We start from the raw sequence: 26,212 nt of genomic DNA, 5'->3' as shown, positions 1-26,212 counted from the left end.
GATGCTGGGTGCAGACAAAGGCCGGGCCGCCGCGCTCGACGGCCAGGGCTTGCGCGTTGCGCTGGTGCAGGCGCGCTTCAACCTCGACGTGACCGACGCGCTGGCCCAAGCCTGCCGTGCCGAGTTGCTGCGCCTGGGCGTGACCCCCGAGCAGATCGAGCAGGTGCAAGTACCGGGCGCGCTCGAGCTGCCGCTGGCGCTGCAGGCGCTGGCCGCCAGCGGGCGCTTCGACGCGCTGGTGGCGCTGGGCTGCGTGATTCGGGGTGAAACCTACCACTTCGAGCTGGTCTGCAATGAGAGCGCTGCCGGCATCAGCCGGGTGGCGCTGGACCACCGCATTGCGCTGGCCAACGCCGTGCTGAGCACCGAAAACCTGCAGCAAGCGCAAGCGCGCCAAGTGGACAAAGGGGTGGACGCGGCCCGGGTGGCGGTGGAAATGGCGCGCTTGCTGCAGCAGTGGGGGCGCACATGACCGCCCCCGCGCATGCGGCGGTGGGCCCTGCAGCGGCCCCTGCTGCAGCCCCGGAGGCCCCCAAGCCGCGCAAGGCGGCCGACAAATCGGCGCGCACCCGGGCGCGCGAATTCGCCGTGCAGGCGCTCTATCAGCATCTGGTCGGGCGCAACGCCGCGGCCGAGATCGACGCCTTCACGCGCGAGCTCAGCGGCTTTCATAAGGCCGACAGCGTGCACTACGACGCGCTGCTGCACGGCTGCATCGCCAGCGCGCCCGCGCTCGACGCGGCGCTGGAGCCGCTGCTCGACCGGCCGTTGGTCGAGCTGTCGCCGATCGAGCACGCGGTGCTGTGGATCGGGGCCTACGAGCTGCAGCACTGCCTCGACGTGCCTTGGCGCGTGGTGCTCAACGAGTGCATCGAGCTGGCCAAATCTTTTGGCGGTACCGACGGCCACAAATACGTGAATGGCGTGCTCAACCAGCTGGCGCCGCAGTGGCGCAGCGCCGAGGTGCAGCGCGACGCCGCCCGCCCCAACCGCAGCCCTCAACCGGCGCCTGTGCGCCCGCTGCCGGCGCCATCCGCCTGAAGCTGCACAGCCATGTCACAACCCTTTCACTGGCCGGTGCGCGTCTATTGGGAAGACACCGACGCCGGCGGCATCGTTTTTTACGCCAATTACCTCAAGTTTTTCGAGCGCGCCCGCACCGAGTGGTTGCGCAGCCTCGGGCTGGAGCAGCAGCGCCTGCGCGAGCAGACCGGGGGCGTGTTCGTGGTCAGCGAGACCGCGCTGCGCTACCAGCGCCCGGCGCGGCTAGACGATTTGTTGCAAGTCAGTGCGCGCGTCACGGAACTCGGGCGCGCCACCCTGACACTTCACCAAGAGGCGCGCCTGTGGCCGCCGCAGCCTAGCCAAGCCGCCGCGCATGAGCCCACGGTGGCCGAGCTGCTGTGCGAGGCCACCATCCGCATCGGCTGGGTCGATGCCGCCACGCTCAGGCCGCTGCGGCTGCCGCCGGCCTTGGTCCATTTGCTGAATCAATCATGAAACCGGATTTTTCCGTCATCCAACTGATGCTCGAAGCCACCTGGGTGGTGCAGGCGGTGGTGCTGTTGCTCATCCTCGCCTCGATCCTGAGCTGGGCGGCGATTTTTCGCAAAGGTCTGCTGCTGCGCCGCGTGCAACGCCAAAGCGACGAGTTCGAGCGCGATTTCTGGTCTGGCGGCCAGCTCAACGAGCTCTACCAAGCGGCGCTGCAACGCGCTGCCGATGCCAGCCCGACCGAGCGCATCTTTGCCAGCGGCATGCGCGAGTTCCACAAGCTGCGCGACCGCCGCGTCAGCCAGCCCGACGCGTTGCTCGACGGCGCCCGCCGCGCCATGCGCGCCAGCCTGCAGCGCGAGGTCGATGCGCTCGAGGCCAATATGTCGTTCTTGGGCTCGGTGGGCTCGGTGGCGCCCTACGTGGGTTTGTTTGGCACCGTCTGGGGCATCATGCACGCCTTCACCGGCATCGGTGCCATGGCGCAAGTCACGTTGGCAGTGGTCGCGCCCGGCATCGCCGAAGCGCTGGTGGCCACCGCCATCAGCCTGTTTGCCGCCATCCCCGCCGTGGTGGCCTACAACCGCTTCGCGCACGACATCGACCGCGCCGCCAACCGCATGGAGAGCTTCATCGACGAGTTCTCCAACATCTTGCAGCGCAACGTCGCCGCCCAAGGCCAACCGGGCGCGTCGGTGCCGGTGGCCCCGGCGGTCGGGCGCTGAGCACACGGAGCGCCGCGCACCATGCCCGCCGTCGCCGCCCGTGGCCGAGGCCGCCGCACCATGAGCCAGATCAACATGGTGCCGTTCATCGACGTGATGTTGGTGCTGCTGATCATTTTTATGGTGACGGCCACGCTGATCGTCCCCGGCCAGATCGAGCTGCCCGGCGTCGGCCAAGCGGCGCGCCAGCCCGAGCGCTTCATCCACGTGGTGATCGACGCGCAAGGTCAGATCGAGTTGCGCGACAGCACCGCCACCGGCCCAGCGCAGGCGCTCACGCTGGAGCAGCTGCCGGCCCGGGTGCTGGCCCTGCAAGCCGCTGCCGCCACTGCGTCCGCTGATGCGGCGGATGCGGCCACAGCGCCCGCACCCGCAGCGGCACCGGTGATCATCAGCGCCGACCGCAGCCTGCGCTACGAAACGGTGATCGAGGCCATGGACGCGCTGCAGCGCGCCGGGGTGGCGCGCATCGGGCTGGCCGTGCAAGAAGCCACGCCCTGAACACCGCCTCTGAAAACCCCCTGAGCACAGCCTGACCGCGCGGGATGCACGCAACCCCACCCGACCTCAACCCCCCGGCCCCCGGCCGCTGGCGCCTGCCGCTGGCGCTGGCGCTGGCGATACACGCGCTGCTGCTGCTGGCCTTGAGCGCCAGCGTGAGCTGGCAGCAAGAGCCCAGCGTGCAGGTGGTGCAGGCCGAGCTGTGGGCGCAGCTGCCGCAGGCGGCTGTGGCGCCAGCCGCGCCAGCGCCCGTCCCGGCCCCACCTGCGGCCCCATCCGCGCCCGAGCCACCGGTGCCACCTCTGCCGCCCGCGCCTGCACCCACGCCGCCCCAGGTTCGTATACCGGCCCCGGCGCCTGCGCCCAACCCGGCGGCCATCGCACTCGAGCAGCAGCGCGAGCGCGAGCGGCTCGAGCAGCGCCAGCAACAACAACGCGCCGCCGAGCAAGCGCGCCAGCAGCGCGAACTGGAAGCCCAGCTCGAGGCCGAGCGCCAGCGCAACATCGAGCGCATCATGGGCCGGGCGGCGACTGCGGCGCCGGCTGCGCCCGCTGCACCCGGTACAGCCACCGTTGCAGCCGGCCCCTCACCCGGCTACGCCAACCGCTTGGCGGCGGCGATACGGCCGAACATCGTTTTCACCGATATCCTCAGCGCCAATCCGCGCGCTGAGGTCGAGTTGCGCGCGCTGCCCGATGGCACCATCCTGAGCGCCCGCTTGCTGCAATCGAGCGGCCATGCCGGCTGGGATGCGGCGGTGTTGCGGGCGATCGAACGCACGGGGCGCCTGCCCCGCGACGTCGATGGCCGCGTGCCTAGCGTGCTCATCTTGGGCTTTAGGCCGCAAGACTGAGGGTCTGGGCGCAACGATGTTATGGGGGTGGGCTCGTATCGGCCAAACCGTGGCGCTGCATCCAGTAACGCAGCTTGGCCAAGGTCCAGCCGAGCTGGCGCGCGGTGCGCGACTGGTTCCAGCGGTGCTGGTTCAGCCAAGCCTGCAGTTGCTCGCGGGTGGGGGCGTGTTCGTCGGGGCTTTCTGCGGGTGCTGCAGCCGCCGCAGTTGCCGTGGGTAAGGCGCTGGGTGGCGGCGTCCCGACGGCCTCGACCTCTAGCACGGGGCCGGGGTGCAGCGCCAGCGCGCGCTCGAGCAGATTTTCCAGTTCGCGCACGTTGCCAGGGAACGGGTGGCGGGCCAGGCGCGCCAACGCCGCTGCGCTGAGCACCGGGGTGCTGTGGTGGCCGCTGCGTTCGCTCAGGCGCTGCAGCAGCACGGCGGCCAGTTCGGGCAGGTCGGCAAGGCGCTCGCGCAACGGCGGCAAGTGCAGGTCGATGACGTTGAGGCGGTAATACAGGTCTTGCCGGAAGCGCCCTTCGCGCACGGCCACCGCCAGGTCGAGGTGGGTGGCGCTGACCAGCCGCACATCGGTGGCTTCGTCGTCGGTGGCGCCGAGGCTGCGCACGCGCCGCTCTTGCACCGCACGCAGCAGCTTGACTTGCATGGCCAGCGGCAGATCGCCGATTTCATCCAAAAACAAGGTGCCGCCTGCCGCCGCCTGAAAGTAGCCCTCGCGGTGCGCGTTGGCGCCGGTATAGGCACCTTTGCGCACGCCAAAGAATTCGGCTTCGAGCAGGGTGTCGGGGATGGCGCCGCAGTTGACGGCGACGAAGGGCCCGCCAGCGCGGTGGCTGCAGCGGTGCAGCGCGCGCGCCACCAGCTCTTTGCCAGTGCCCGATTCGCCCAGCACCAGCACCGGCGCCATGCTGCGCGCCACCCGCTGCACGCGCTCGCGCAGCGCGCACATGGCGGGGCTGGAGCCTACCAGCGGTGCCAGGGCGGGGTCGGTCGCCACCGATTTTTCACCCTGGTCGTCGCTGGGCCCAGCAGCGGGGGCCGGGCTGGGCCGGGGTTCGTCAGTCGCAGGCTCCGATTCCTCACCCCGGCCCAGCCCAGCCCCCGCTGCAGGCTGGGGCGCAACGGCGTTGCAGGGCGGCAGCGCGGCTTGCAGGGCGTTGGCCACGGCGGCGCGCAACTGTGCCGGCTCGACCGGCTTGGTCAGGTAGTCGAAGGCGCCGGCCTTGAGCGCTTGCACCGCGTTCTCGGCCGAGCCGTAGGCGGTGACGACGATGGTTTTTTCTGCGCGTCCCGCCTGGGCCAGTTCGCGCACCAGCTCCAGCCCCAAGCCGTCGGGCAAGCGCATGTCGGTGATCAGGACATCAAAATGCTGTGTGGCTAGCAGCGCGCGCGCCTGTGCCAGATCGCTGGCCGCGGCGACCCGGTGCCCGCTTTTGCTCAACGTCAGCTCGTAGAGCGTGAGCAGGTCGGGTTCGTCATCGACGACCAGCAGATGGGGTTGGGTGCTCGGTGGGGGCAGTTTCATTTCAGACGCTGGGGTGCTGGGGTGGCGCGGCCGCATGCACCACGACCAGCGGTTTGAGCAGCAGGTGGCGCATCTCGAGCAAGCGGTTGATGATCGACGCCGTGAGCACATGGCCGCTGCGCAGGATGAGCTTGTGTTCTTCGTTCAAAATCGGCGCGGCCAGCACCATGCCGGCTTCTAGGCCCTCCAGCGCCAAGGCGCGGCCGCTCGGGTGTTCGGGCGTTGCGGTGCGGGCTGGGGTGTCGCGCAGGATCGAGGCCGACAGGGGCGAGTCGGCAGGGGGTTCGGCGGCGCTCAGGCCCAGATAGTGGACGGCAGGCTGGGCAATGAAGGCTTCGGTCAGCGCTTGTTCGATGGCTTCTTGCAAGGCAAAGGCGCTGGCTGGCTTGGCGAGGTAGCCATTGATGTCGAGCGCAATCGACTGCAGCACCAGGTCTTCCTCGGCGTGCGACGACAGCAGCACGATGCGCGTCTGCGGCCCAGCCGGGGTTTGGCGCGAACGGATCAGGCGCACCAGCTCCAGTCCGCTGGACTGGCCCAGATCGACGTCGGTGATCACCAGCCCATAGCGGGCGTACTCGAGGCAATGCAGGGCCTGTTCGACGCTGGCCGCGGTCTCGACGCGCCCGAGCCGCAACTGGCGCAGCAGTTCGGCATAGGTGGCGCGCTGGAAGTCTTCGTCTTCGACCAGCAGAATGTCAACCTCAGGCGCACTGGACGTGCGCCGTTTGAGGCTGCCGGGGTGCCAGCGCGCCACCCAGTCGGGCAGGGCTTCGGCCGGCATGGGCTTGGCGATCAGGTAGCCTTGGGCGATGTCGCAGCCCATGGCCTTGAGCATTTCCCACTGCTGGGGGGTTTCGATGCCTTCGGCGGTGCTCTTGAGCTTGAGTTTGCGCGCGATATCGAGGCTGGACTCGACCACGATGCGTGTGGTTTCGTGCTGGACCGCCGTTCTGACGAAAGATTGGTCGATCTTGAGTTCGGTAAACGGCACCCGGGTCAGTTGCTGCAGCGCCGAGTAGCCGGTGCCGTAGTCGTCGATCGACAGCCCGAAGCCGCGCAGGCGCAGCCGCGTCAGGTTTTCTAGGCTGGGCCCGACGGCTTGCATGGCCGCCGATTCGGTCACTTCTAGGATCATGCTGCTGAGCGGAAACCCGTGTTTGGACACGACTTCGACGATGCGCTCGGCCAGTTCGACACGGCCCAGCGAGCTGAGCGAGAGGTTGACCGACAGCGTCAGTGCCAGACCACGCTGGTGCCAGGTTTGGCCTATGGCGGCCGATTGGGACAGCACGATCCACGTCAGGTGGTCCATCAGGCCGTGGCTTTCGACCGCAGCCAGAAACGCCCCCGGTGCCAGCAGACCGCGGTGTGGGTGGTTCCAGCGCACCAGCGCCTCGACGCCGACGACGCGGCCGCTGTCCATCTCGACCTTGGGTTGAAAGTAGGGCACGAACTCGCCTTTTTTCAGGCCCGCGGCGATTTCATCGCGCTCGACCGCGGGTGCCGCCGCGTTGGCAGGGCGTGGCTTGTGGAGCGCAGACGCTTGGTGGAGCGCCAGCAAGTCGAGCAGCTTGCTGCGCGAGGGCGGTTTGGCCATGTCACCCAAGATCGGCAAGCGGTAGGCTTGGGCCATGGCAAAGACCGAATCGCGCATGGCGGCGTCGAGCTGGCTGACCAGTATGATCGACGGCAGGCTGGGCAAGCCGGCCATTTGCCGCAACAGGGCCATGCCGTCCATCTCGGGCAGGTCGAGGTCGCAGAGCAGGACGTCGGTCGGTGGCGACTGGGCCTGCAACATCTCGAGCGCGGCCCGCCCGTGTTCGGCTTGCGTGATGTGGCGCGCCCCGATGCGCGTCAGCAGGGCCACCAAGCTGGCGCGCTGCGTGGGCTCGTCTTCGACGATCATGAAGCGCAGTCGCTCGATCTCAGATTGGTTCATGCTTGATTTCCCTGGCTGCAGTAGTGGCTATTGTGCATCCAGATCTAAGTCGGCAGCTCGGGTTCGAGTTGAGCCGCCGCCTCTTTCCAAGCCGCCAGCGCCGCTTCGATGGCGTTCCAGTCCTGTTCCTTGGCCGCCTGCTCCAGCGCCAAGCTGGCGTTGCCCAGCGGGTCGGCGCCGATCATCAGCGCCGCGCCCCGGATGCGGTGCGCCAAGTGCGCCAGCGCGGCGGCATCGCGGGCTGCGGCCGCACGCCAGAGGGCTTCGGCGTCGGCTTGGTGCGCGGCCCGAAAGCGCAGCAGCAGCGTGCGCTCCAGCGCCAGATCGCCACCCGACAGTTCGCGCAGGGCCCCGCGCCTGAGCGCTGGCGGTTGCGTGGGCGCTTGCGCAGGTGGGGCAGTTGGGCCATCGGCTGCTGTGGAATCCGCAGGCGCGGCGGCGCCGTCAGCTTGTGGCGCGTCCTGGGGCAGCAACTGCTCGAGCTTTTGTTGCAGCAACAGCAGGTTGCTCGGTTTGACCAAGATGTCGTCGGCGCCGGCGGCGGCGCAGTCGGCGCTGGAGTCATACAGGGCGTTGGCGGTCCAGGCCAGTATGGACAGGCGCACGCGGCCCGTGGCCGCTTCGCGGCGGCGGATCTCGCGCATCAGCTGGTAGCCGTCCATGTCGGGCATGTGGCAGTCGGTGATCAACAGGCCGTAGCGCTCGCACTCCCACAGGCGCAAGGCCTCATGGCCGTCGTTGGCTTGGTCCGAGGCGTAGCCCAGCGTCTGCAGTTGCGCGCTCAGCAGGTCGCGGTTGCTCGGGTGGTCATCGACCAGCAGCACCAGGCGCCCGGCAGCGCGCTCCCGCGCCCGGTCGGCGGGCGTGAAGGCGCAGGCGGCAGGTGCGCTACCGCGCCTGGGCTGCCACGCAGCGGCCGGGCTGGCTTGCAGCTCCCCGGCGCTCAGGATGGGCAAGTCCAGCGTCAGGCTCAGGGTCGTGCCCACGCCCGGCGTGCTCTGTAGTTCGAGCTCGCCGTGCATCAGGTCGGCGAGGCGGCGGCAAATCGCCAGCCCCAAGCCGCTGCCGCCATAGCGCCGCGTGGTTTGCGCATCGCCTTGGGAAAAGGGTTGGAACAGCGTGGCCTGGACTGCGGGCGCGATGCCGATGCCGGTGTCGGTCACCGACAGGCGCACGCGCTCGGTGGCGCCTTGGAGCTGCACGCGTTCCGCTTTGAGCGTGACTTGGCCGGCGTGGGTGAACTTGACGGCGTTGGAGAGCAGGTTGTTCAGGATTTGGTGCAGCCGCAAGCGGTCGGTCAGCAGCAGCGGGCTGAGCTGGGGGTCCACCCAGTGCAACAGGCGCACGCCTTTGCTCGAGGACAATTTGCGAAAGCTGTCGGCGCTGAGCTCGATCAGTTCGCTGATTGAGGTCGGCTCGGGGTGGATTTCGAGCTTGCCAGCCTCGATCCTAGAGAAGTCCAGAATGTCGTCGATGATATGCAGCAGCGCCTGGCCCGATTGCAGCGCCACGCCGAGCATGCGCTGGGCTTCGTGGTCCAGCGCGCGCAGGCCGAGCAGCTCCAGCATGCCGAACAGGGCATTGAGCGGGGTGCGTATCTCGTGGCTCATGGTGGCCAAGAATATGTCTTTGACTTGCGACAGGCGCTGCGCCTCCAGGCGCGCCAGTTCCAGTTCGGCAGTGCGCTCGGTCACGCGCCGCTCTAGGCTGTGGTTCAAGGCCTCGATGGCGTCGGCGTCGCGCTGGCGCTCGATCGCCAGCCCAGTCAGGCGCGACCAGTCGTCTAGGTACTCGAGCTCAGACGCGGTCGGCGTGCGCGGGCTGCGGTAATAGACGGCGAAGGCACCCAAGACTTGGGTGCTGCCGCTGCGCACCGGGGTGGACCAGCAGGCCCGCAGCCCCAGTGGCAGGGCCAGAGCGGCGAAATCGGCCCACAGCGGGTCGGTGCCGATGTCGCTGACGATCACCTGCTGGTTCCGGTGCAACGCGGTGCCGCACGAGCCCACTTGCGCTCCGATCTGCAGCCCATCGATGGCACGCACAAACTCGGCCGGCAGGCTGGGTGCGGCGCCGTGGTGCAGGTGCACACCTTCGGGGTCGAACAGCAGGATCGAGCACAGCGCGTCGGGCATCAGCGCCTCGACTTCGTGCGCAATGGTCTCGAGCACCGCGCTCAGGGGCTGGTTGCTGCTGATGGCGTCGAGCACGTGGTTTTCGGCCTGCTGCCGCCGCTGCTTCTGCTGCAGTTGCGCCGTGCGCTCGCGCACGCGCTGCTCCAGCAGTTCGTTTTGGCTGCGCAGCGCGCGCGCTGCGGCGCGCTCGAGGCTGACGTCGCGCAACACCAGCACCACGCCGCTGGTCTGCTGCTCGGCGCCCCGTATGGGGGCGGCGGTGGTGGTGATCGGCCATTCGTGGCCGTCGCGCCCCAGCAGCAGCCGGTGGTTGCTCAGCCCAACGCTGCTGCCGCTGCTCAGTACCTGTGCAACCGGCAAATCGACCGCCGCGCGGCTGTGCTCGTCGATGAGGTGCAACACAGTGGCCAGGGGCTGGCCTTGGGCGGCGGCGAAACCCCAGCCGCTGAGGCGTTCGGCGACGGGGTTCATCAGGCTGACGCGGCCCTGGGTGTCGGTCGCCACCACCGCGTCGCCGATCGAGTTCAGCGTCGTCGCCAGCGTTTGCTCGCTGGCCGCCAGCGCGCGCCGGCCGGCCTCATTGGCGCGCAGTTGGCGCCGAATGAACCAGAAGGTGGTCAGCAGCAGGGCGGCGATCAGCAGCGCGAGCAGGGCGTAGGCATAGGCGTTGATCGCTTGGGCGCGGTCATGCTTGGTCTGGTGCGTGCGCAGCAGGCGCTGCTCGTGGGCCTCCATCGTATCCAGCAATTCCGCCAAGCGTACCCTAGTCTGGAGCATCGGTGTGTCGTCACTGTAGCGGCGCGCCGCCAGTTCACCCGCGCTCAGGCGCAGTTCGATGATGCGCTCCGACATGGCGCGCCGTTGATCGAGCAGCTCGCGGATCTGATGCCAGACCTCTTGCTGTGCGGCATTGCCCTGCGTCAGTTCCCGCAGCCTTTGGAGTGCTTGGCCACGGTGCACCCGATGGACGTCGAGGTGGGGCAGCAGCGTCTGGTCACCCGTGATGATGAAGTTTTGCCGCTTGACGTCGATGTGCAGGGTGTGCACATTGATTGCGTTCAGGGTATCGAGCACCTCTTGGGCGTGCTCCACCTGCTTCTCCAAGGTCTGCGCGTGGCGCGTGAGCTGCAAGGCGGTGTAGGCCAGCACCAGCAGCACCAGCACCACGCCGGCAAAAATGAGCGTGATTTTGCTCTCAAACGGTGTACTAGGTTTCATGATATGCATAGTTAAGTCAAATTTAGCAGGCTAAAGGGCGCAGCATACGCCTTATGGCCCGCCAGCGCTGGCCGGGGCAGCAAAGCGCAGCACAAAGGCATGGCCTTGGGACTCGGCGCGGTCGGCGCGCCAGTAGTCGAGTTGGGCCCCGTGGCGCTGGCACAACTGGCGCGCCAGGTACAGCCCGAGCCCGCTGGAGCGGCTGTGCGAGGAGTTGAAGGGCTCGAACAGGTGCGCTTCGACCTCGGCCGGCATCGGTGGGCCGGGGTTCCAGGCCTCGAGCTGTACGCCCTCGCTGCCGTGCCGGGTGGCGAGCTGCAGTGGCTGCGGGCTGTCGGCGGCATGGCGCAGCGCGTTGTCGAGCAGGTTGACCAACACCCGGCGCAGGTGCTCGGCCTCGAAGGCGACCGTGGCTTGGGGGGCGCCGGGCAGCCATTCGAGCTGGGCCTGCGGGTTGAGCGCCAGCCACTCGGCCAGCAGGGCGGCGACGGTCGGGTCCAAGCTCAAGCTCGGGCTGCTGCCGTCGGGGCGCAGCGGTTGCCGGGCCAGCTCCAGAATGTCATCGACGGTGCGGCTCAGGCGTTTGGCGTTGTGCCCGATCATCAGGCTCAGGCGTTGCTGCGCCGGCTGCAGGGCTTCTTCGGCCAGCAGCGCGTTGGCTTGGCTGATGGCGGCCAGCGGGTTGCGGATTTCGTGCGCCACCGCCGCCGACACCCGGCCCATGGCCGCGAGCTTTTCGGTGCGGATGCGGGCCTCGATGTCGCGCAGGCTTTCCATAAATATGACGCAGGTGGGCTGCGCTGGGCTGCCCGGCGCCGGCCAGTTGAGGTGGGCGCGCAGCTGCACCTGCAGGGGCTCCCCGCTTGGCCTCGGTAGGCGCATGGTGCAGCTCGTGTGGCTGCCCTGTAAAAGCAGGGCGCGGGCCCAACTCGACAGCAAGGGCCAAGCCGGCAGGGTGGGCAAAAGCGGGTAGGGTGGCTGCTCGCCGGCCGCGCCCAGCATGGCGCAAGCGGCCGGGTTGGCGTGCCAGATCTGGCCGCGCGCATCGATCACCAGCACGCCCTCGCTCAGTCCGGTGGCGATGATCTGGTTCACCTGCGCCTGCGCGTCGGCCATGGCGCGGTGGCTGCTGGCTTGGGCTTGCTCGCGCCCCAAGCGCTGCGCCAGCTGGTGCACCAGCAGTGCCACCAAGAACAAGCCCGCGCCGCTGATGGCGCCTTGGGCATAGGTGGCGGCGTGCTGCGGCCGCAGCAGCTCTCCGGCCACGGCATCGAACAACAACACCAGGGTGGCAAAGGCCGCGCTGCCCAGTGCCAGCCGCAGCGGCCCGAGCACCGCCGCGAGCAACACCGGCAGCACAAACAGCGGCATGTAGTTCACGCTGCCGCCGTGTGTCCATTGCAGCAGGCCAAAAAAAGCCAGATCGACCCACAGGGTCAGCAGCCAGCCCGGGGCCCAGAACGAATCGGCTTGGGCCGGGTGGCTCCAGCGCAGCACGGCAGCGGTAGAAACGAGGTAGGCTGCGCACAGCAGCAGCAGCCACAGCGGCGCCTGGCCCTGGGCTTGGGCCCAAGCCAGCCAAGCCAGCAATCCGAGGGCCACCAGCAGCCGCGCCGCCATGAAGTAACGCCACAGCCGGGCACTCGATTCGGTCGTGGTCTCGAAGTTGAACGCGCTGGGCACAGGCGGTTCAGGGGCCGGCACAAACCAGGTCGGGGCAAAACCCGTAGCGTCAGCCGCCGCGCTGGCTTTAGCCTTCGACGCGCTGGCGGTGTTCGTGGTCACAGTAGTGCCCCAGCGCCCCTGGGGTGGCCTCGCTCAGCGGCAGGTGCAGGCCGCAGTGGTGGCACTGCACCATCTGGACCGGGGCGGCCAGAGTCTGTTCCTGCTGTTTGCGTGCCGCCGCTTGCGCCTGCGCCGCCTGGTGTTGCTCACGCTCGCGCAGGCGCTGGCGCCGCTTGTGGCGCCAGATGAAAAACGCCAGCACCAGCACCAGCGCGACCAAGGCGTACTTCATACCGGCACCCGCTGCAACAGCACTTCGAGCACGAAGCGCGAACCCACATAGCCCAGCAGCAGCAGGCCCGCTGCCAGGTAGAGCATGCGCGCCGCACGCCAACCCCGCCAGCCGTAGCGCCAGCGCCCCAGCAGCAGCACCCCCAGCACAACCCAGGATAGCAGGGTAAAAACGGTCTTGTGCGTCCAAGCCCAGCCGCTGGCGTGCAGCAGCCACGAGAAATAAACCCCGGCAAACAAGGTGAGGGTGAGCAACGCAAAGGCGGCACCGACGAAGCGAAAGGTGATGCGCTCAAGCATCAGCAGCGGCAGGGCCTGGCTGGAGGGCTGGCCGCTGCGCATCTGCTGCTCGCTGCGTTGCATCATCCAGGCGTGTGCCACCGCCACGCCCAGCAAACCGTAAGAGGCCACACCAAAGGCCCAGTGCAGCGGCAGCCAGCCCGAGAGCAGGGCAGGGTAAGTCTGCCCCGGAAACAGCAGCGCCAGCAACACCGCTGGGGCGCCCAGGCCGGCCAAAGTCCAGCGCGTGGCCAGTTGCGGGTAGAGCCGGGTTTCGATTGCATACACCGTGAGCACCAGCCAAGCCGTGACCGACAGCGTGGTGGCAAAGCCAAAGCGCGCCGGTGTGACGGCGAGCGCCGCCAGCAGCGCCAGCCCATGCAGCAACCACACCGCCAGCATCAGGCCGCTGGTGGGTCCACGCCCGAGCCGCTGCGAGCCCCAGGCCAGCACGAGGTAGCCCAGCGCCGCACCCACCGCGGGCGCAGTGCTCCACCAAGGGCTTGTGGCGAGTATCATGCTCGGAGTTTAAACCCAGCCCACGATTGCCCGCATGGCCTCAGCCCTTACCGAAAAACTCTCACGCCTGGTCAAAGAGCTGCGCGGCCAGGCGCGCATCACCGAAGACAACGTTGCCGACATGCTGCGCGAGGTGCGGCTGGCGCTGCTCGAGGCCGACGTGGCCCTGCCGGTGGTGCGCGACTTCATCGCCCGCGTCAAGGCCAAAGCGCTGGGCGCCGAGGTGGTGGGTTCGCTCACGCCGGGGCAGGCGCTGGTGGGCATCATCCACAAAGAACTCGCGGCCACCATGGGCGCCGATACGGCCGGCGAGCTCAATCTGGCGGCGCAACCGCCGGCGGTGGTGCTCATGGCCGGTTTGCAAGGCGCGGGCAAGACCACCAGCACCGCCAAGCTGGCGCGCCACCTGATCGAGCGGCGCAAAAAGAAAGTGCTCACGGTCTCGGGCGACGTCTATCGCCCCGCCGCCATCGAGCAGCTCAAGACCGTGACGGCGCAGGCCGGCGCCGAGTGGTTCCCGAGCACGCCCGAGCAGAAACCGCTCGACATCGCCCTTGCCGCGCTCGACTACGCGCGCAAACACCACTTTGATGTGCTGCTGGTTGACACCGCCGGCCGGCTAGCCATCGACGCCGTCTTGATGGCCGAAATCCAGGCCCTGCACGCCGCGCTCAAACCCATCGAAACCCTGTTCGTGGTCGATGCCATGCAGGGCCAAGACGCGGTCAACACCGCGCGCGCCTTCAAAGACGCGCTGCCGCTCACCGGCATCGTGCTCACCAAACTCGATGGCGACGCCCGCGGCGGCGCGGCGCTGTCGGTGCGCGCCGTGACCGGGGTGCCAATCAAGTTTGCCGGCGTGAGCGAAAAGCTCGACGGCCTCGAGGCCTTCGACGCCGAGCGCCACGCCGGCCGCATTTTGGGCATGGGCGACATCGTGGCGCTGGTCGAGCAGGTCACGGCCGGGGTCGATGTGGCGCAGGCGCAGGCCTTTGCCGCCAAGGTCAAGAGCGGCGCCAGCTTCACGCTCGAAGATTTTCTGGAGCAGATCCGGCAGATGAAAAAAATGGGCGGCCTGGCGGGCCTGATCGACAAACTGCCCAGCCAGCTCTCGGCCAAAGCCGGTGTCGCCGACATGGACCGGGCCGACAAAGAGGTGCGGCGCAAAGAAGGCATCATCTGCAGCATGACAGCGGCAGAACGGCGCAAGCCCGAACTCATCAAAGCCACACGCAAGCGCCGCATCGCCGCCGGGGCCGGGGTGCAGGTGCAGGAAGTGAACCGGCTGCTCAAGGAGTTCGAGCAGATGCAGGGCATGATGAAAAAAATGAAAGGCGGCGGCCTGATGAAGATGATGAAGCAGTTGGGCGGCATGGGCGGCGGCGGGCTGGGCGGCATGGGCCTGCCCAAGTTTCCGGGGCAGCGCGGCTAGGCGGCACCACCACAGGAGCGGCTTTGGATCCCAATCTGGCGGCAACGATGGCAGGCGGTGGCTGGGGCACCCTGTTGTGGGCCGAGGCGCTGCTGGGCGCGCTGGCCTTGGCGCTGGCGCTGGCCATGCGGCCTTGGCGGCTGCTCGCCGGCGGGGCGCTGATCTCGCCCGTGCTGGGCACCTTGGCCTTGCTGCCGGCCTTGTGGCTGGTGCCGCAGCACCTGCCGGTCGGGCTGCCGGTGCAGTTTTCTGGCGCCTGCTTGGTGCTTTTGATGCTGGGCTGGCCGCTGGCTGTGCCGGTGCTGGCGCTGGTGGGGGTGCTGGTATGGCTGCTGGGCGACGCTGGCGCAGCCAGTGCGCTGTCGCAGTGGTTCTGGATGGGGCTGGTGCCGGCAACGCTGGCGTTTTTCATCGGTGCCGCCATCCGGCACTGGCTGCCGCCACACATCTTCATCTACACCTTGGGGCGCGGTTTTTTGGGCACGGCGCTGGCGGTGTTCGTGGCCGGGGTGCTGTTTGAGCTCGCACACACCATGACCGGTTCGCACGATTTTGTGCAAGCCGTGGTGGCGCGCTGGCTCATGGCCTGGGGAGACGCCTTTATCACCGGCATGCTGGTGGCGGTGTTTGTGGCCTTCGCGCCGCAGTGGCTGGCCACGTGGTCGGATGCGCGCTATTTGCATCCCCCAAGCAACAACAAGCCCTAGATTCCCTGCCTGCCCCTTCGAGGACGCCCGCCATGAACCCCTCTTTGCTCTCGCAGCGCTTGCTGGCCCTGTTTGCGGCCGCTGCGCTGGTGTTCAACTTTCCGCTCATCGCCTTGTGGGACAGCAGCGTCAAGTGGTGGGGCATTCCGCTGTTTGCGCTGGCCATGTTCACGCTCTGGGCGCTGCTGATCGCGCTGCTGGCCTGGCTGGTCGAGCGCAGCCCCGACTAGGCTGCATCCCCTCAGCCACACGCCAGCCCAAGCGCCCGCCGCCCCACCCAGCCCCAGAGCCCAGGCCCCGCCCACCTCCTAAAAACTGGCCCCACGCCCCATGTCGCCCCTGCTGGTCATCGCGGTTGCCACGGCGTATATGCTGCTGCTGTTTGCGCTCGCTTTTTACGGCGACCGGCGCGCGGCCCAGGGGCGCTCCTTGGTCGGCAGTGCCTGGGTCTATGCGCTGTCGCTCGCGGTCTATTGCACCGCTTGGACCTACTTTGGTAGCATCGGCCGCGCCGCCACCGATGGCCTGTGGTTTTTGCCCATTTATCTGGGGCCGACGCTGGCCATGATCTTGGGTTGGGTGGTGGTGCGCAAGATGATCCGCATCGCCAAGACCTACCGCATCAGTTCGATCGCCGATTTCATCTCGAGCCGCTACGGCAAAAGCCCGGGGCTGGCGGCGGTGGTCACGCTCATCATGGTGGTCGGCATCGTGCCGTACATCGCCTTGCAGCTCAAGGGCATTTCGATCGCCTACGGGGTGCTGACGACGCCGCTGGGCCAGCCCCTGCCCGAGCCGCAGCTCTGGTGGCTCGACGGCACCTTTTACCTGGCGCTGGCGCTGGCCGGTTTTACCATCGTCTTTGGTGCGCGCCAGCTCGACAGCAGCGAGCGCCACGAGGGCTTGGTGGCGGCGATTGCGCTCGAGTCGCTGGTCAAGCTGCTGGCCTTCGTGGCCGTGGGCCTGTTCGTGAGCTTCGTGCTCTTTGACGGCGTGGGCGACATCTTTGCCCGCGCCGCCGCCGTACCCGAAATGGCTGGGTTGTTGGAGCTGGGCGATGTGGGCGATTTTGCCTACGCCCAGTGGTTTACGCTCACGCTGCTGGCGCTGCTGTCAGTGTTGTTGCTGCCGCGCCAGTTTCAGGTCATGGTGGTGGAAAACGTCGATGAGCGCCACCTCAAGCGCGCGGTCTGGGTGTTTCCGCTCTACCTGTTGCTCATCAACCTGTTTGTGCTGCCCATCGCCTTGGGCGGCATGCTCTACTTTGGCCCCCAGCCCGGCATGGCGGTGCACCCCGAGACCTTTGTGCTCGCGCTGCCGCTGGCCGAGGGCTGGCTGTGGCTGGTGCTGCTGGCTTTCATCGGCGGATTTTCGGCGGCCACCGGCATGGTGATCGTCGATGGCATTGCGGTCTCGACCATGATCAGCAACAACCTGGCCGCGCCGCTGCTGCTGCGGCTGCAGGCGCGCCTGGGGCTGGCGCTGGACTTCAAGCGCTGGCTGCTCAACATCCGGCGTGGCGCAATCGTGGGGATTTTGCTGCTGGGTTACCTTTACTTCTATCTCGCCGGCGACGCCTACGCGCTCATGGGCATCGGGCTGATCAGTTTTGCCGCCGTGGCCCAGTTTGCGCCGGCGCTGTTTGGCGGCATGTACTGGAAGGGCGGCACCCGGCACGGCGCGCTGGCCGGCTTGTTGCTCGGCTTTGCGCTCTGGTGCTATACGCTGATGCTGCCTTCGCTGGCCAAATCGGGCTGGCTCGACGACGGCTTTTTGCTCCACGGCCCGTGGGGCCTGGCCTGGCTCAAGCCCGAAGCGCTGTTTGGCCTGAGCGGGTTGGACCACCTCACGCACGCGGTGTTCTGGAGCCTGCTGGCCAATGTGGGCGCGTATGTGCTGGTCTCGCTCTGGCGCAGCCCGTCGGCGCAAGAGACCAGCCAGGCGCTGTTGTTTGTCGATGTGTTTGAGCGCACCGCCAGCACCCAGCCGGTGTTCTGGCGCGGGCAGGCGCGGCTGGCCGATTTGCTGGCGCTGCTGGAGCGCATTTTGGGCCCCGAGCGCGCCGGCAGCGGCTTGGCCGAGTACGCGCAGCAGCGCGGCGTGGCCCGCATCGAGCAGTTGCCCGCCGATGCGCTGCTGGTGCAGCAAGTGGAAACCCTGCTCGCCGGCGCCATCGGCAGCGCCTCGGCGCACGCCATGGTGGCTTCGGTGGTGCAGGCCGAAGCGCTCGAGGTGGCCGACGTGCTTGACATCTTGGACGAAACGAACCGGCTGCGCCTGCACTCGCAGGAGCTGGAGCAAAAATCGCGTTCGCTCGAACGCGCCACCGCCGAGCTGCGCGCCGCCAACGAGCAGTTGCAGGGGCTGGACCGGATGAAGGACGAGTTCATGTCGGCCGTCACGCACGAGCTGCGCACGCCCCTGACCGCGATCCGCACCCTGTCGGAGCTGATGCGCGACGACCCCGAGCTCGCACCCGAGCAGCGCCAGCAGTTCATCGGCATCATCGTGGCCGAGACCGAGCGCCTGAGCCGCTTGGTCAACCAGGTGCTCGACATGGCCAAGATCGAAGCCGGCCACGCCGACTGGCGGCACTGCGCGGTGGAGCTGGCGCCGCTGCTGCGCCAGTCGTGCCAGACCACGGCCGAGCTGCTGCGCGACAAGGGCACCGAATTGCTGCTGGAGCTGCCCGAAGCGGGCGCGCCGCCGCTGTGGGTGCAGGCCGACCCGGACCGGCTGACGCAAGTCATGCTCAACCTGATCAGCAACGCGGCCAAGTTCGTGCCCACACCCGGCGGGCGCATCGTGGTGCGGCTGGAGCCGCGCGGCAGCACGGCGGTGGTCACGGTGCAAGACAACGGCCCCGGCGTGCCGCTAGACGACCAGCAGCGCGTGTTCGAGCGCTTTCGCCAAGGCAGCGACGGCCAGGGGCGGTTGCGCGGAACCGGGCTGGGGCTGCCGATCAGCCGCCAGATCATCGAACACTGCGGCGGCCGCTTGTGGCTGCGCAGCACGCCGGGGCACGGGGCGTGTTTTGGCTTCGATTTGCCGCTGCGCCCGAGCTGAAGCGGCAGCGCGGCCGGCGGCCACAGGCTGGCGCGGCTATGGGGTGTGTGCAAAGCGCGCGCGTGCAAACCAACTGCAAAACCGCCCGTTTCGGCGGCACAATCGGCTTGAGGAGACTAAAACCATGGCGCACACCCTGTTGCTCGTCGACGATGAGCCCAACATTCTGATTTCACTCGAATTTCTGATGAAACGCGAGGGCTACCAGGTGCTGCTGGCGCGCGACGGAGTCGAGGCGCTGGAGCTGTTGGCGCAGCATCGGCCCGACCTGATTTTGCTCGACGTGATGATGCCGCGCAAAAACGGCTTCGAAGTCTGCCAAGAGCTGCGCGCCAACGACGCCTTCAAATCCATCCGCATCCTCATGCTCACCGCCAAGGGCCGCGACACCGACGTCGCCAAAGGGCTGGCGCTGGGGGCCGACGCCTACATGACCAAACCCTTTTCCACCCGCGAGCTGGTGGAAAAAGTGCGCTCCCTGCTGCTGCTGAGCTGAACATGGCCAGCCACAAACCGACCGACAAGCGCCTGTGGTGGCTGCTGGGCGTGGCGGCGGCCGTTTCGGTGCTCTGGCTGCTGTTTACGCTCTGGCTCATCGGTGCCAGTCTCGAAGCCGACGAGCGCGCCACGGTCTGGGCGCTGGTGGGCGAGCGCCTGCTGCTGGTTTGCCTGACTTGGGGCGCCGGCATGGGCGTGATCGCCTGGGGCCTCAAGCGCTGGTTTGAGCACTGGATCACACCCTCGGTGCAACTGGCCGAAGAGGCGCAGGTGCTGTTACGCACCGACGTGGTGCGCGAGCTGCGCCCCAAGGGCAACATCGAGACCAAGGAGTTGGCCAAGCTGTTCAACCAACTGGTGGCGCAGCGCGAGGAGTTGCGCCACCAGATGCTGGCCAAGGTGCGAGCCGCCGCGCGCGACATCGAGCAAGAAAAATCGCGTCTGGCCGCACTCATGTCCGAGCTCACCCAAAGCGTGGTGGTGTGCAACCTCGACGGCCGTATCCTGCTCTACAACCAGCGCGCCCGGATGCAGTTTCGCGCCCTCTCGCCCACACCGCAACTGGCGGGCGGCGCCGAGCTCATCGGCTTGGGGCGCTCGATCTACGCCGTGTTCGACCGCAAACTGGTGGCGCACGCGCTCGAGAGCGTGCAGCAGCGCTTGCAGCGCGGGGCCGCGCAGCCCACGGCGCAGTTCGTCACCAGCACCCGCGCCGGCCAGTTGCTGCGCGTGCAGATGACGCCGGTGCGCAGCGCCCCAGCCGAGGATGCCGCCGGGGCCGACGCCAGCGGTTTCTCGCCCAGCCAACTGGCGCAACCCTTGCGCGTGGCCGGTTTCGTGCTCATGCTCGACAACATCACGCGCGAGTTCGAGGCCGAGGCCGTGCGCGAGCGCCTGGTACTGGGCCTGACCGAAGGCAGCCGCGCGGCGCTGGCCAATATGCGCGCTGCGGTGGAGATGCTCGACTACCCCGACCTCGAACCGGCGCTGCGCGAGCGCTTTCTGGCCGTGGTGCGCGACGAGGTGCAAGCCTTAAGCGCGCGCGTGCAGCGCAGCAGCAGCGAGGCGGCCGCGGTCTTTCAGAGCCGCTGGCCGCTCGAAGACATGCTCGGCAGCGACTTGCTCAGCGCCGCCGGGCGGCGCATCGAAGAAACGCTGGGCATCGCGCTCAACCAGAGCGAGGCCGACCCGAACCTGTGGCTGCGCATCGAGAGCTTCTCGATCATGCAGGCGCTGCTGTTTTTGGCCGCGCGCCTGCGCGACGAATTTGCCATCCGCCACTTCAGCCTGCGCCTGCGCCCCTCGAGCCAAGGGGCCGACAAGGCCGAGCTGGACCTGATCTGGAGCGGCGCCACGCTGAGCACCGAGACTGTGATGAGCTGGGAGATCGACCCCATGCGCATCGGCACCGAGGCCAGCGCGCTGTCGGTGCGCGAGGTGGTCGATCGCCACGGCGGCGCCTTCTGGCTCGAGCGCGACCGGGCCAGCAACCAGGCGTGGTTTCGCTTTTTGCTGCCCACCGCGGCGGCCCAAGAGCAGCTCGACGGCGCCCACTACGTGCGCAGCGACAGCCGGCCCGAGTTCTACGATTTCGACCTCTTTCGCGTCAGTCCGCGCAGCCAAGCGCTCGACGACGTGCCGCTGGTCGATCTGTCCTTCACCGTGTTCGACACCGAAACCACCGGCCTCAACCCGGCCGAGGGTGACGAGATCATCCAGATCGGCGCGGTGCGCGTGCTCAACGGCAAGCTGCTCAAGCACGAATGCATCGACCAGTTGGTCGATCCGCGGCGCGAGATACCGCCGGCATCGATCCCCATCCACGGCATCAGCCCCGACATGGTGGCGGGCCAGCCCGACATTTTTGCCGTGCTGCCGGCCTTTCACACCTTTGCCCACGACACCGTGCTGGTGGCGCACAACGCGGCCTTCGACATGCGCTTTTTGCAGCTCAAAGAGCAGCCTACCGGGCTGGTGTTCGACCATCCGGTGCTCGATACGCTGCTGCTTTCGGCCGTGGTGCACCCGGGGCAGGACACGCACCGGCTCGAGGCCATCGCTGAGCGCTTTGGCGTGCAGGTGATCGGGCGCCACACGGCACTGGGCGACGCCATGGTGACGGCCGAGATCTTTGTGCGCCTGATCCCACTGCTGGCCGAAAAAGGCATCCACACCCTGGGCCAAGCGCGCGCGGCGGCGCAGCAAACCTTCTATGCGCGCATCAAGTACTGAAACGGTGGCGTCCGACACTTGGCCCCCAAGTTGGCAGACGGCCGATGCGCCTTGGCCGGCCGGCGTGCTGGCCGGCATCACCGAGCGCTCGGGCGGCGTGTCGGCCGCGCCGTGGGACCGCTTCAACCTAGGCGACCACGTGGGCGACGCGCCCGCGCACGTGCACGCCAACCGCCAGCGCCTGGCCGCTGCCATCGGCTTGCGCCCGGTGTTTATGCGCCAAGTGCACGGCAGCGCGGTGCTGCACCTGCAGCACGACACCCCAGATGGCCTCACGGCCGACGCCTGCTGGACCGAGCAGCCGGGCCTGGCCTGCACCGTGCTGGTGGCCGACTGCCTGCCGCTGCTGCTGGCCACGGCCGATGGCGCCAGCGTGGCGGCGGTGCATGCCGGCTGGCGCGGCTTGGCTGGCGGTGGGGCGGATGCGGCGCAAGGGGCGCAAGGGGTGCAAGGGCAGGGCGTGCTCGAGGCCCTGTGTGCGGCGTGGCCAGCAGCACAGCACCCAAAGCAGCGCGCCCAGATCGTGGTCTGGCTGGGGCCGTGCATCGGGCCGCAGCGTTTCGAGGTCGGGCCCGAGGTGCGGCAGGCTTTTGTGGCGCACGACCCGGCCGCCGCCGCCTGCTTTGCCCCCCTGCCGCAGACGCCCAAATACCTGGCCGACTTGTCCGCCTTGGCGCGCCAGCGCTTGGCCGCGCTGGGTTTTGAGCGCGTCGCTGGCAACGACGGTAGCGCCCCGTGGTGCACCGCCAGCCAGAGTTCACGGTTCTTTTCGCACCGGCGCGATGGGGCTGTGCTCGGCGCCAGTGGGCGCATGGCGGCCTGCATCGGCCTGCGGGCTTGAGTCTGGGTCTGGGTCTGGGTCCGGGCTTGGGTCTGTAGCGTCTTCAAGGCTTGGGTTGGGGCTGCTGTGCGCGGGCGGCGGGCCCGCACCAGGCTCAGTCTGGCGCGAGTCGGATGTGGATGTTGCAGAGGTTTCAGCCGCCGAGCGCGCTTTGCGCCGCAACTTGCCCGTCATCAGGTAAACCATGAGGGCCAATGGCAGCAAACCGTAAAAAAACAGCGTCATAATGGCTACAAACGCAGAACCTGTGGGGCTCGTGGCCACCGAAGCCGCCATCAGCACCACCACATAGAGCCAGGCGATGACGATTACGTACAGAAACAACATGAAGATTCCGGAAGGGTTGGGGTTCGAGGCAGGCCTTGCAACGCCGACTGTAGCGCCAAGCGGCTTGGCACCTGCGCTCGCAGCCCAACGGATCGAATCCAGGAGCACCACATGAGCAACCCCCAAAACCCGTGGCTTCAAACCGCGCAGCAGTTGCAGCAGTCGGCACTGCAGTATTGGGGTCAGCTGCTGCAGGCCAGCCCGTCCGCCGCCACTCCGGTGCCTGGAGCGGCCCCGAATGCAACCCCCTTTGCAGCGCCTTTCGCCGCCCCCTTTGCCCCTGCGGGCGGGGTCGATCTGAGCGAAATGCTCGCCCAAGTGGCGGGGCACCCGGTGCAGATCGAACCCACACGGTTGCTGCAAATCCAGAGCGATTACCTCAAAGACCTGGCGCAACTCTGGAGCCAAGGCCTGCAGGTCAAACCGCCACAAGACAAACGCTTTGCCGCGCCCGCTTGGAGCAGCAACCCGCTGTCAGCCTACGCGGCCGCGGCCTACCAGCTCAACGCCCGCACCCTGATGGCGCTGGCCGATGCGGTGCAGGCCGACGCCAAAACGCGCGCGCGCATCCAGTTTGCGGTGTTGCAGTGGATCGAAGCCAGCGCTCCGAGCAACTTTCTGGCCTTCAACGCCGAGGCGCAGCAAAAAGCCCTCGAAACCCAAGGCGAGAGCCTGAGCAAGGGCGTCCAGAACCTGCTGCACGACCTGGAGCAGGGCCACGTCTCGATGACTGACGAGAGCGCCTTTGAAGTCGGCAAAAACGTCGCCACCACCGAGGGCCAGGTGGTGTTTGAAAACGAGCTGTTTCAGCTCATCCAGTACAAGCCCCTGACCGCCAAGGTGCACCAGCGCCCGTTCTTGCTGGTGCCGCCGTGCATCAACAAGTACTACATCCTCGATCTGCAACCCGGCAACTCGCTGGTGCGCTATGCCGTGGAGCAGGGCATGAGCACCTTTGTGGTGAGCTGGTGCAACCCCGACGCGGCGCTGGCCCACAAGACTTGGGACGACTACATCGAGGCCGCGATCATCAAGGCCATCGAAGTGGTGCGCGAGATCACGCGCGCCGAGCAGATCAACGCGCTCGGCTTTTGCGTCGGTGGCACCATGCTGGGCACGGCGCTGGCGGTGCTGGCGGCGCGCGGCGAAAAGCCGGTGGCCAGCGCCACCTTCCTCACCGCCTTCCTCGACTTCACCGACACCGGCGTGCTCGATGTGTTCATCGACGAAAACTTTGTGCGCTTGCGCGAGCAGCAGTTTGCCCAAGGTGGCCTGCTGCCGGGGCGCGATCTGGCCACCACCTTCAGCTTTCTGCGCCCCACCGATCTGGTCTGGAACTACGTCGTGGGCAACTACCTCAAGGGCGAAACGCCGCCGCCCTTTGATCTGCTGTACTGGAACAGCGACAGCACCAACCTGCCCGGCCCCTATTACGCTTGGTACCTGCGCCACACCTACCTGCAAAACGAGCTTTGCAAGCCCAACGCACTCACCGTCTGCGGCCAGCCCGTCGATCTGGGGCGCATCGACATCCCGGTCTATATCTACGGCTCGCGCGAAGACCACATCGTGCCCATCGGCGGCGCCTACGCCAGCACCCAGCACCTGCCTGGCCCCAAGCGCTTCGTGATGGGGGCCTCGGGCCACATCGCCGGCGTCATCAACCCGGCCAGCAAGGGCAAGCGCAGCCACTGGGTGGGATCCACCGAGCACTTTCCGCCCCGGCTCGATGACTGGCTGGCCAGCGCCACCGAGCGCCCCGGCAGCTGGTGGACGGACTGGGCTGAGTGGCTCAAGGGCCACGCCGGTGAGCTGGTGGCCGCGCCCAAGGGCTACGGCAGCCGCAAATACAAAGCCATCGAGCCGGCTCCGGGCCGCTACGTCAAGGTCAAGGCCTGAGGCCCAAAATTTTCACTTCAACTGCAACAGGAGAGCAAAAATGCAAGACATCGTCATCGTCGCCGCCGCCCGCACCGCCGTCGGCAAGTTTGGCGGCAGCTTGGCCAAAGTGAGTGCGCCCGAACTCGGCGCCGCCGTGATCAAGGGGCTGTTGCAGCGCACCGGCTTGGCCCCCGAGCAGGTCGGGGAAGTGATTTTGGGCCAGGTGCTGGCAGCGGGCGCGGGCCAAAATCCAGCGCGCCAAGCCATGATCAAAGCCGGTCTGGCCAAAGAAACCCCGGCCATGACCATCAACGCCGTCTGTGGCTCGGGCCTGAAGGCGGTGATGCTGGCGGCGCAAGCCATCGCCACCGGCGACAGCGAGATCGTGATCGCCGGCGGCCAAGAAAACATGAGCGCCAGCCCGCATCTGCTGCCCGCCAGCCGCGACGGCCAGCGCATGGGCGACTGGAAGCTGGTCGATTCGATGATCGTCGATGGCCTGTGGGACGTGTACAACCAGTACCACATGGGCATCACGGCCGAAAACGTGGCCAAGGCGCACGGCATCACGCGCGAGATGCAAGACGCGCTGGCCTTTGGCAGCCAGCAAAAAGCCGCTGCCGCCCAAGACGCCGGCAAGTTCAAGGATGAGATCGTGCCGGTGCTGATCCCGCAGAAAAAAGGCGATGCGCTGGTCTTTGACAGCGATGAATACCTGAATCGCAAGAGCAACCAAGAGGCGCTGGCCGGCCTGCGCCCGGCTTTCGACAAAGCGGGCACCGTCACCGCAGGCAACGCCTCGGGCATCAACGACGGCGCCGCCGCGGTGCTGGTGATGTCGGCGGCCAAGGCGGCGGCGCTGGGCCTGACGCCACTGGCCACCATCCGCAGCTACGCCACCACCGGGCTGGACCCGAGCGTGATGGGCATGGGGCCGGTGTCGGCTTCGCAAAAAGCGCTGGCGCGTGCCGGCTGGGGCGTGGGCGACGTCGATCTGTTCGAGCTCAACGAGGCCTTTGCGGCGCAGGCCTGCGCGGTCAACCTCGGGCTTGGGGTCGATGCGGCCAAGGTCAACGTCAATGGCGGCGCCATCGCCATCGGGCACCCGATCGGGGCCTCGGGCTGCCGCGTGCTGGTCACGCTGCTGCACGAAATGCAGCGCCGCGGCGCCAAAAAAGGCCTGGCCGCGCTGTGCATCGGCGGCGGCATGGGCGTGGCGCTCACCGTCGAGCGCTGAAACGCAATTTTTTTTCCACCCAAACAGAGGGGCAACACATGAATCAAAAAATCGCATACGTCACTGGCGGTATGGGCGGCATCGGCACCGCGATCTGCCAGCGCTTGGCCAAGGCGGGCTTCAAGGTCATCGCCGGCTGCGGCCCCACGCGCGACCACCAAAAGTGGATCGACGAGCAAGCCGCGCTGGGCTACACCTTCTACGCCAGCGTGGGCAACGTGGGCGAGTGGGACTCCACCGTCGAGGCCTTCACCAAGGCCAAGGCCGAGCACGGCCCGATCGATGTACTGGTCAACAACGCCGGCATCACGCGCGATCGCATGTTCCTGAAGATGACCAAAGAAGACTGGGACGCGGTGATCACCACCAACCTCACCTCCATGTTCAACGTCACCAAGCAGGTGGTGCCGGATATGGTCGAGCGCGGCTGGGGCCGCATCATCCAGATTTCGTCGGTCAACGGCGAGAAGGGCCAAGCCGGGCAGACCAACTACTCGGCCGCCAAGGCCGGGATGCACGGCTTCACCATGGCGCTGGCGCAAGAAGTGGCGGCCAAGGGCGTGACGGTCAACACCGTGAGCCCGGGCTACATCGGCACCGACATGGTGCGCGCCATCCGCCCCGACGTGCTGGAAAAGATCGTGGCCACGATTCCGGTCAAGCGCTTGGGCACGCCCGACGAAATCGGCTCCATCGTCACCTGGCTGGCGGGCGAAGACTCGGGCTTCACCACCGGCGCCGACTTCAGCTGCAACGGCGGCTTGCACATGGGTTGAGGTGGGGGCT

General features: G+C 67.6%; 22 protein-coding genes. 16 read left to right on the top strand and 6 right to left on the bottom strand.

Features of this window, described 5'->3' with window-relative positions:
- Position 1: 1 nt before the first annotated feature.
- Genes ribH through SMCB_RS07320 form a run of 6 tightly spaced genes read left to right on the top strand, consistent with a single transcriptional unit; the run spans position 2 to position 3,574 of the window.
- Positions 2-472 carry a 6,7-dimethyl-8-ribityllumazine synthase gene (gene ribH, locus SMCB_RS07345; RefSeq protein WP_045535963.1) on the top strand — a complete coding sequence of 157 codons (471 nt, stop codon included), beginning with the start codon at positions 2-4 and terminating at the stop codon, positions 470-472.
- A complete protein-coding gene (gene nusB / locus SMCB_RS07340) occupies positions 469-1,041 on the top strand; it encodes a transcription antitermination factor NusB (RefSeq protein WP_082027298.1) in 573 nt (190 codons plus the stop codon). Before ribH ends, nusB begins: the two co-directional genes overlap by 4 nt.
- A gap of 12 nt (positions 1,042-1,053) precedes the next feature.
- The gene (ybgC, locus tag SMCB_RS07335) at positions 1,054-1,500 is read left to right on the top strand and encodes a tol-pal system-associated acyl-CoA thioesterase (RefSeq protein ID WP_045535962.1); all 447 of its coding nucleotides are present in this window, start codon (positions 1,054-1,056) and stop codon (positions 1,498-1,500) included.
- The gene (tolQ, locus tag SMCB_RS07330) at positions 1,497-2,219 is read left to right on the top strand and encodes a protein TolQ (RefSeq protein WP_045535961.1); all 723 of its coding nucleotides are present in this window, start codon (positions 1,497-1,499) and stop codon (positions 2,217-2,219) included. The genes ybgC and tolQ overlap by 4 nt, the downstream gene beginning before the upstream one ends.
- 21 nt (positions 2,220-2,240) lie before the next feature.
- Positions 2,241-2,720: a biopolymer transporter ExbD gene (locus SMCB_RS07325; protein ID WP_045535960.1), complete on the top strand. Its 480-nt coding sequence runs from the start codon at positions 2,241-2,243 to the stop codon at positions 2,718-2,720.
- 44 nt (positions 2,721-2,764) lie between these two features.
- Positions 2,765-3,574: an energy transducer TonB gene (locus SMCB_RS07320; RefSeq protein ID WP_045535959.1), complete on the top strand. Its 810-nt coding sequence runs from the start codon at positions 2,765-2,767 to the stop codon at positions 3,572-3,574.
- 19 nt (positions 3,575-3,593) lie between these two features.
- Here SMCB_RS07320 and SMCB_RS07315 read toward each other — a convergent pair whose 3' ends face one another.
- The 6 genes from SMCB_RS07315 to SMCB_RS07290 all read right to left on the bottom strand — a co-directional run bounded on the left by SMCB_RS07315 (position 3,594) and on the right by SMCB_RS07290 (position 13,205).
- Complete coding sequence (locus SMCB_RS07315) at positions 3,594-5,099, bottom strand: sigma-54-dependent transcriptional regulator (RefSeq protein ID WP_045535958.1); 1,506 nt, start codon at positions 5,097-5,099, stop codon at positions 3,594-3,596.
- 1 nt (position 5,100) lies between these two features.
- Positions 5,101-7,041 carry an EAL domain-containing protein gene (locus SMCB_RS12170; protein ID WP_052468448.1) on the bottom strand — a complete coding sequence of 647 codons (1,941 nt, stop codon included), beginning with the start codon at positions 7,039-7,041 and terminating at the stop codon, positions 5,101-5,103.
- 44 nt (positions 7,042-7,085) lie between these two features.
- Positions 7,086-10,391 (bottom strand): ATP-binding protein, encoded by a 3,306-nt coding sequence (locus SMCB_RS12165; protein ID WP_052468447.1) that lies wholly within the window; start codon positions 10,389-10,391, stop codon positions 7,086-7,088.
- A 51-nt stretch (positions 10,392-10,442) separates the two neighbouring features.
- Positions 10,443-12,074 carry a sensor histidine kinase gene (locus tag SMCB_RS07300; protein ID WP_045535957.1) on the bottom strand — a complete coding sequence of 544 codons (1,632 nt, stop codon included), beginning with the start codon at positions 12,072-12,074 and terminating at the stop codon, positions 10,443-10,445.
- Between the two features lie 67 nt (positions 12,075-12,141).
- Positions 12,142-12,408 (bottom strand): PP0621 family protein, encoded by a 267-nt coding sequence (locus SMCB_RS07295; protein ID WP_045535956.1) that lies wholly within the window; start codon positions 12,406-12,408, stop codon positions 12,142-12,144.
- The gene (locus SMCB_RS07290) at positions 12,405-13,205 is read right to left on the bottom strand and encodes a cytochrome C assembly family protein (protein ID WP_045535955.1); all 801 of its coding nucleotides are present in this window, start codon (positions 13,203-13,205) and stop codon (positions 12,405-12,407) included. Before SMCB_RS07290 ends, SMCB_RS07295 begins: the two co-directional genes overlap by 4 nt.
- Positions 13,206-13,239: 34 nt before the next feature.
- Between SMCB_RS07290 and ffh the strand changes: the two genes are divergently transcribed.
- The 10 genes from ffh (at position 13,240) to phbB (ending at position 26,202) form a co-directional block, all read left to right on the top strand.
- Entirely contained in the window at positions 13,240-14,637 is a 1,398-nt protein-coding gene (gene ffh / locus SMCB_RS07285) for a signal recognition particle protein (RefSeq protein WP_045535954.1), read from the top strand.
- A gap of 74 nt (positions 14,638-14,711) precedes the next feature.
- A complete protein-coding gene (locus tag SMCB_RS07280) occupies positions 14,712-15,344 on the top strand; it encodes a hypothetical protein (protein WP_197539327.1) in 633 nt (210 codons plus the stop codon).
- Positions 15,345-15,376: 32 nt separating this feature from the next.
- A complete protein-coding gene (locus SMCB_RS07275; RefSeq protein ID WP_045535952.1) occupies positions 15,377-15,574 on the top strand; it encodes a hypothetical protein in 198 nt (65 codons plus the stop codon).
- Between the two features lie 100 nt (positions 15,575-15,674).
- Positions 15,675-18,410 carry a sensor histidine kinase gene (locus SMCB_RS07270; protein WP_045535951.1) on the top strand — a complete coding sequence of 912 codons (2,736 nt, stop codon included), beginning with the start codon at positions 15,675-15,677 and terminating at the stop codon, positions 18,408-18,410.
- A 124-nt stretch (positions 18,411-18,534) separates the two neighbouring features.
- Positions 18,535-18,906 carry a response regulator transcription factor gene (locus SMCB_RS07265; protein WP_045535950.1) on the top strand — a complete coding sequence of 124 codons (372 nt, stop codon included), beginning with the start codon at positions 18,535-18,537 and terminating at the stop codon, positions 18,904-18,906.
- 2 nt (positions 18,907-18,908) lie between these two features.
- Entirely contained in the window at positions 18,909-21,140 is a 2,232-nt protein-coding gene (locus SMCB_RS07260) for a 3'-5' exonuclease (RefSeq protein WP_045535949.1), read from the top strand.
- A gap of 4 nt (positions 21,141-21,144) precedes the next feature.
- Positions 21,145-21,981, top strand: a complete 837-nt coding sequence (gene pgeF / locus SMCB_RS07255) for a peptidoglycan editing factor PgeF (RefSeq protein ID WP_045535948.1) — start codon at positions 21,145-21,147, stop codon at positions 21,979-21,981.
- 438 nt (positions 21,982-22,419) lie between these two features.
- Entirely contained in the window at positions 22,420-24,207 is a 1,788-nt protein-coding gene (locus SMCB_RS07250) for a PHA/PHB synthase family protein (protein ID WP_045535947.1), read from the top strand.
- Positions 24,208-24,247: 40 nt separating this feature from the next.
- Positions 24,248-25,426 carry an acetyl-CoA C-acetyltransferase gene (locus tag SMCB_RS07245; RefSeq protein ID WP_034112061.1) on the top strand — a complete coding sequence of 393 codons (1,179 nt, stop codon included), beginning with the start codon at positions 24,248-24,250 and terminating at the stop codon, positions 25,424-25,426.
- A gap of 38 nt (positions 25,427-25,464) precedes the next feature.
- On the top strand, positions 25,465-26,202 hold the full coding sequence (phbB, locus tag SMCB_RS07240; protein WP_034112064.1) for an acetoacetyl-CoA reductase: 738 nt from the start codon (positions 25,465-25,467) through the stop codon (positions 26,200-26,202).
- Positions 26,203-26,212: the final 10 nt, after the last annotated feature.

Source organism: Serpentinimonas maccroryi, from assembly GCF_000828915.1.
Lineage (GTDB): Bacteria > Pseudomonadota > Gammaproteobacteria > Burkholderiales > Burkholderiaceae_C > Serpentinimonas > Serpentinimonas maccroryi.
This window is presented reverse-complemented; position numbering and strand designations above follow the sequence as displayed.

Coding starts and splice junctions, on each gene's coding strand:
- SMCB_RS07315 (WP_045535958.1), bottom strand. CDS start 5,099: ATGAAACTGCCCCCACCGAGCACCCAACCCCATCTGCTGGTCGTCGAT.
- SMCB_RS07245 (WP_034112061.1), top strand. CDS start 24,248: ATGCAAGACATCGTCATCGTCGCCGCCGCCCGCACCGCCGTCGGCAAG.
- SMCB_RS12165 (WP_052468447.1), bottom strand. CDS start 10,391: ATGAAACCTAGTACACCGTTTGAGAGCAAAATCACGCTCATTTTTGCC.
- phbB (WP_034112064.1), top strand. CDS start 25,465: ATGAATCAAAAAATCGCATACGTCACTGGCGGTATGGGCGGCATCGGC.
- SMCB_RS07290 (WP_045535955.1), bottom strand. CDS start 13,205: ATGATACTCGCCACAAGCCCTTGGTGGAGCACTGCGCCCGCGGTGGGT.
- SMCB_RS07270 (WP_045535951.1), top strand. CDS start 15,675: ATGTCGCCCCTGCTGGTCATCGCGGTTGCCACGGCGTATATGCTGCTG.
- SMCB_RS07250 (WP_045535947.1), top strand. CDS start 22,420: ATGAGCAACCCCCAAAACCCGTGGCTTCAAACCGCGCAGCAGTTGCAG.
- SMCB_RS07295 (WP_045535956.1), bottom strand. CDS start 12,408: ATGAAGTACGCCTTGGTCGCGCTGGTGCTGGTGCTGGCGTTTTTCATC.
- SMCB_RS07265 (WP_045535950.1), top strand. CDS start 18,535: ATGGCGCACACCCTGTTGCTCGTCGACGATGAGCCCAACATTCTGATT.
- SMCB_RS07325 (WP_045535960.1), top strand. CDS start 2,241: ATGCCCGCCGTCGCCGCCCGTGGCCGAGGCCGCCGCACCATGAGCCAG.
- ybgC (WP_045535962.1), top strand. CDS start 1,054: ATGTCACAACCCTTTCACTGGCCGGTGCGCGTCTATTGGGAAGACACC.
- ribH (WP_045535963.1), top strand. CDS start 2: ATGCTGGGTGCAGACAAAGGCCGGGCCGCCGCGCTCGACGGCCAGGGC.
- SMCB_RS07275 (WP_045535952.1), top strand. CDS start 15,377: ATGAACCCCTCTTTGCTCTCGCAGCGCTTGCTGGCCCTGTTTGCGGCC.
- nusB (WP_082027298.1), top strand. CDS start 469: ATGACCGCCCCCGCGCATGCGGCGGTGGGCCCTGCAGCGGCCCCTGCT.
- SMCB_RS07320 (WP_045535959.1), top strand. CDS start 2,765: ATGCACGCAACCCCACCCGACCTCAACCCCCCGGCCCCCGGCCGCTGG.
- SMCB_RS07260 (WP_045535949.1), top strand. CDS start 18,909: ATGGCCAGCCACAAACCGACCGACAAGCGCCTGTGGTGGCTGCTGGGC.
- SMCB_RS12170 (WP_052468448.1), bottom strand. CDS start 7,041: ATGAACCAATCTGAGATCGAGCGACTGCGCTTCATGATCGTCGAAGAC.
- tolQ (WP_045535961.1), top strand. CDS start 1,497: ATGAAACCGGATTTTTCCGTCATCCAACTGATGCTCGAAGCCACCTGG.
- ffh (WP_045535954.1), top strand. CDS start 13,240: ATGGCCTCAGCCCTTACCGAAAAACTCTCACGCCTGGTCAAAGAGCTG.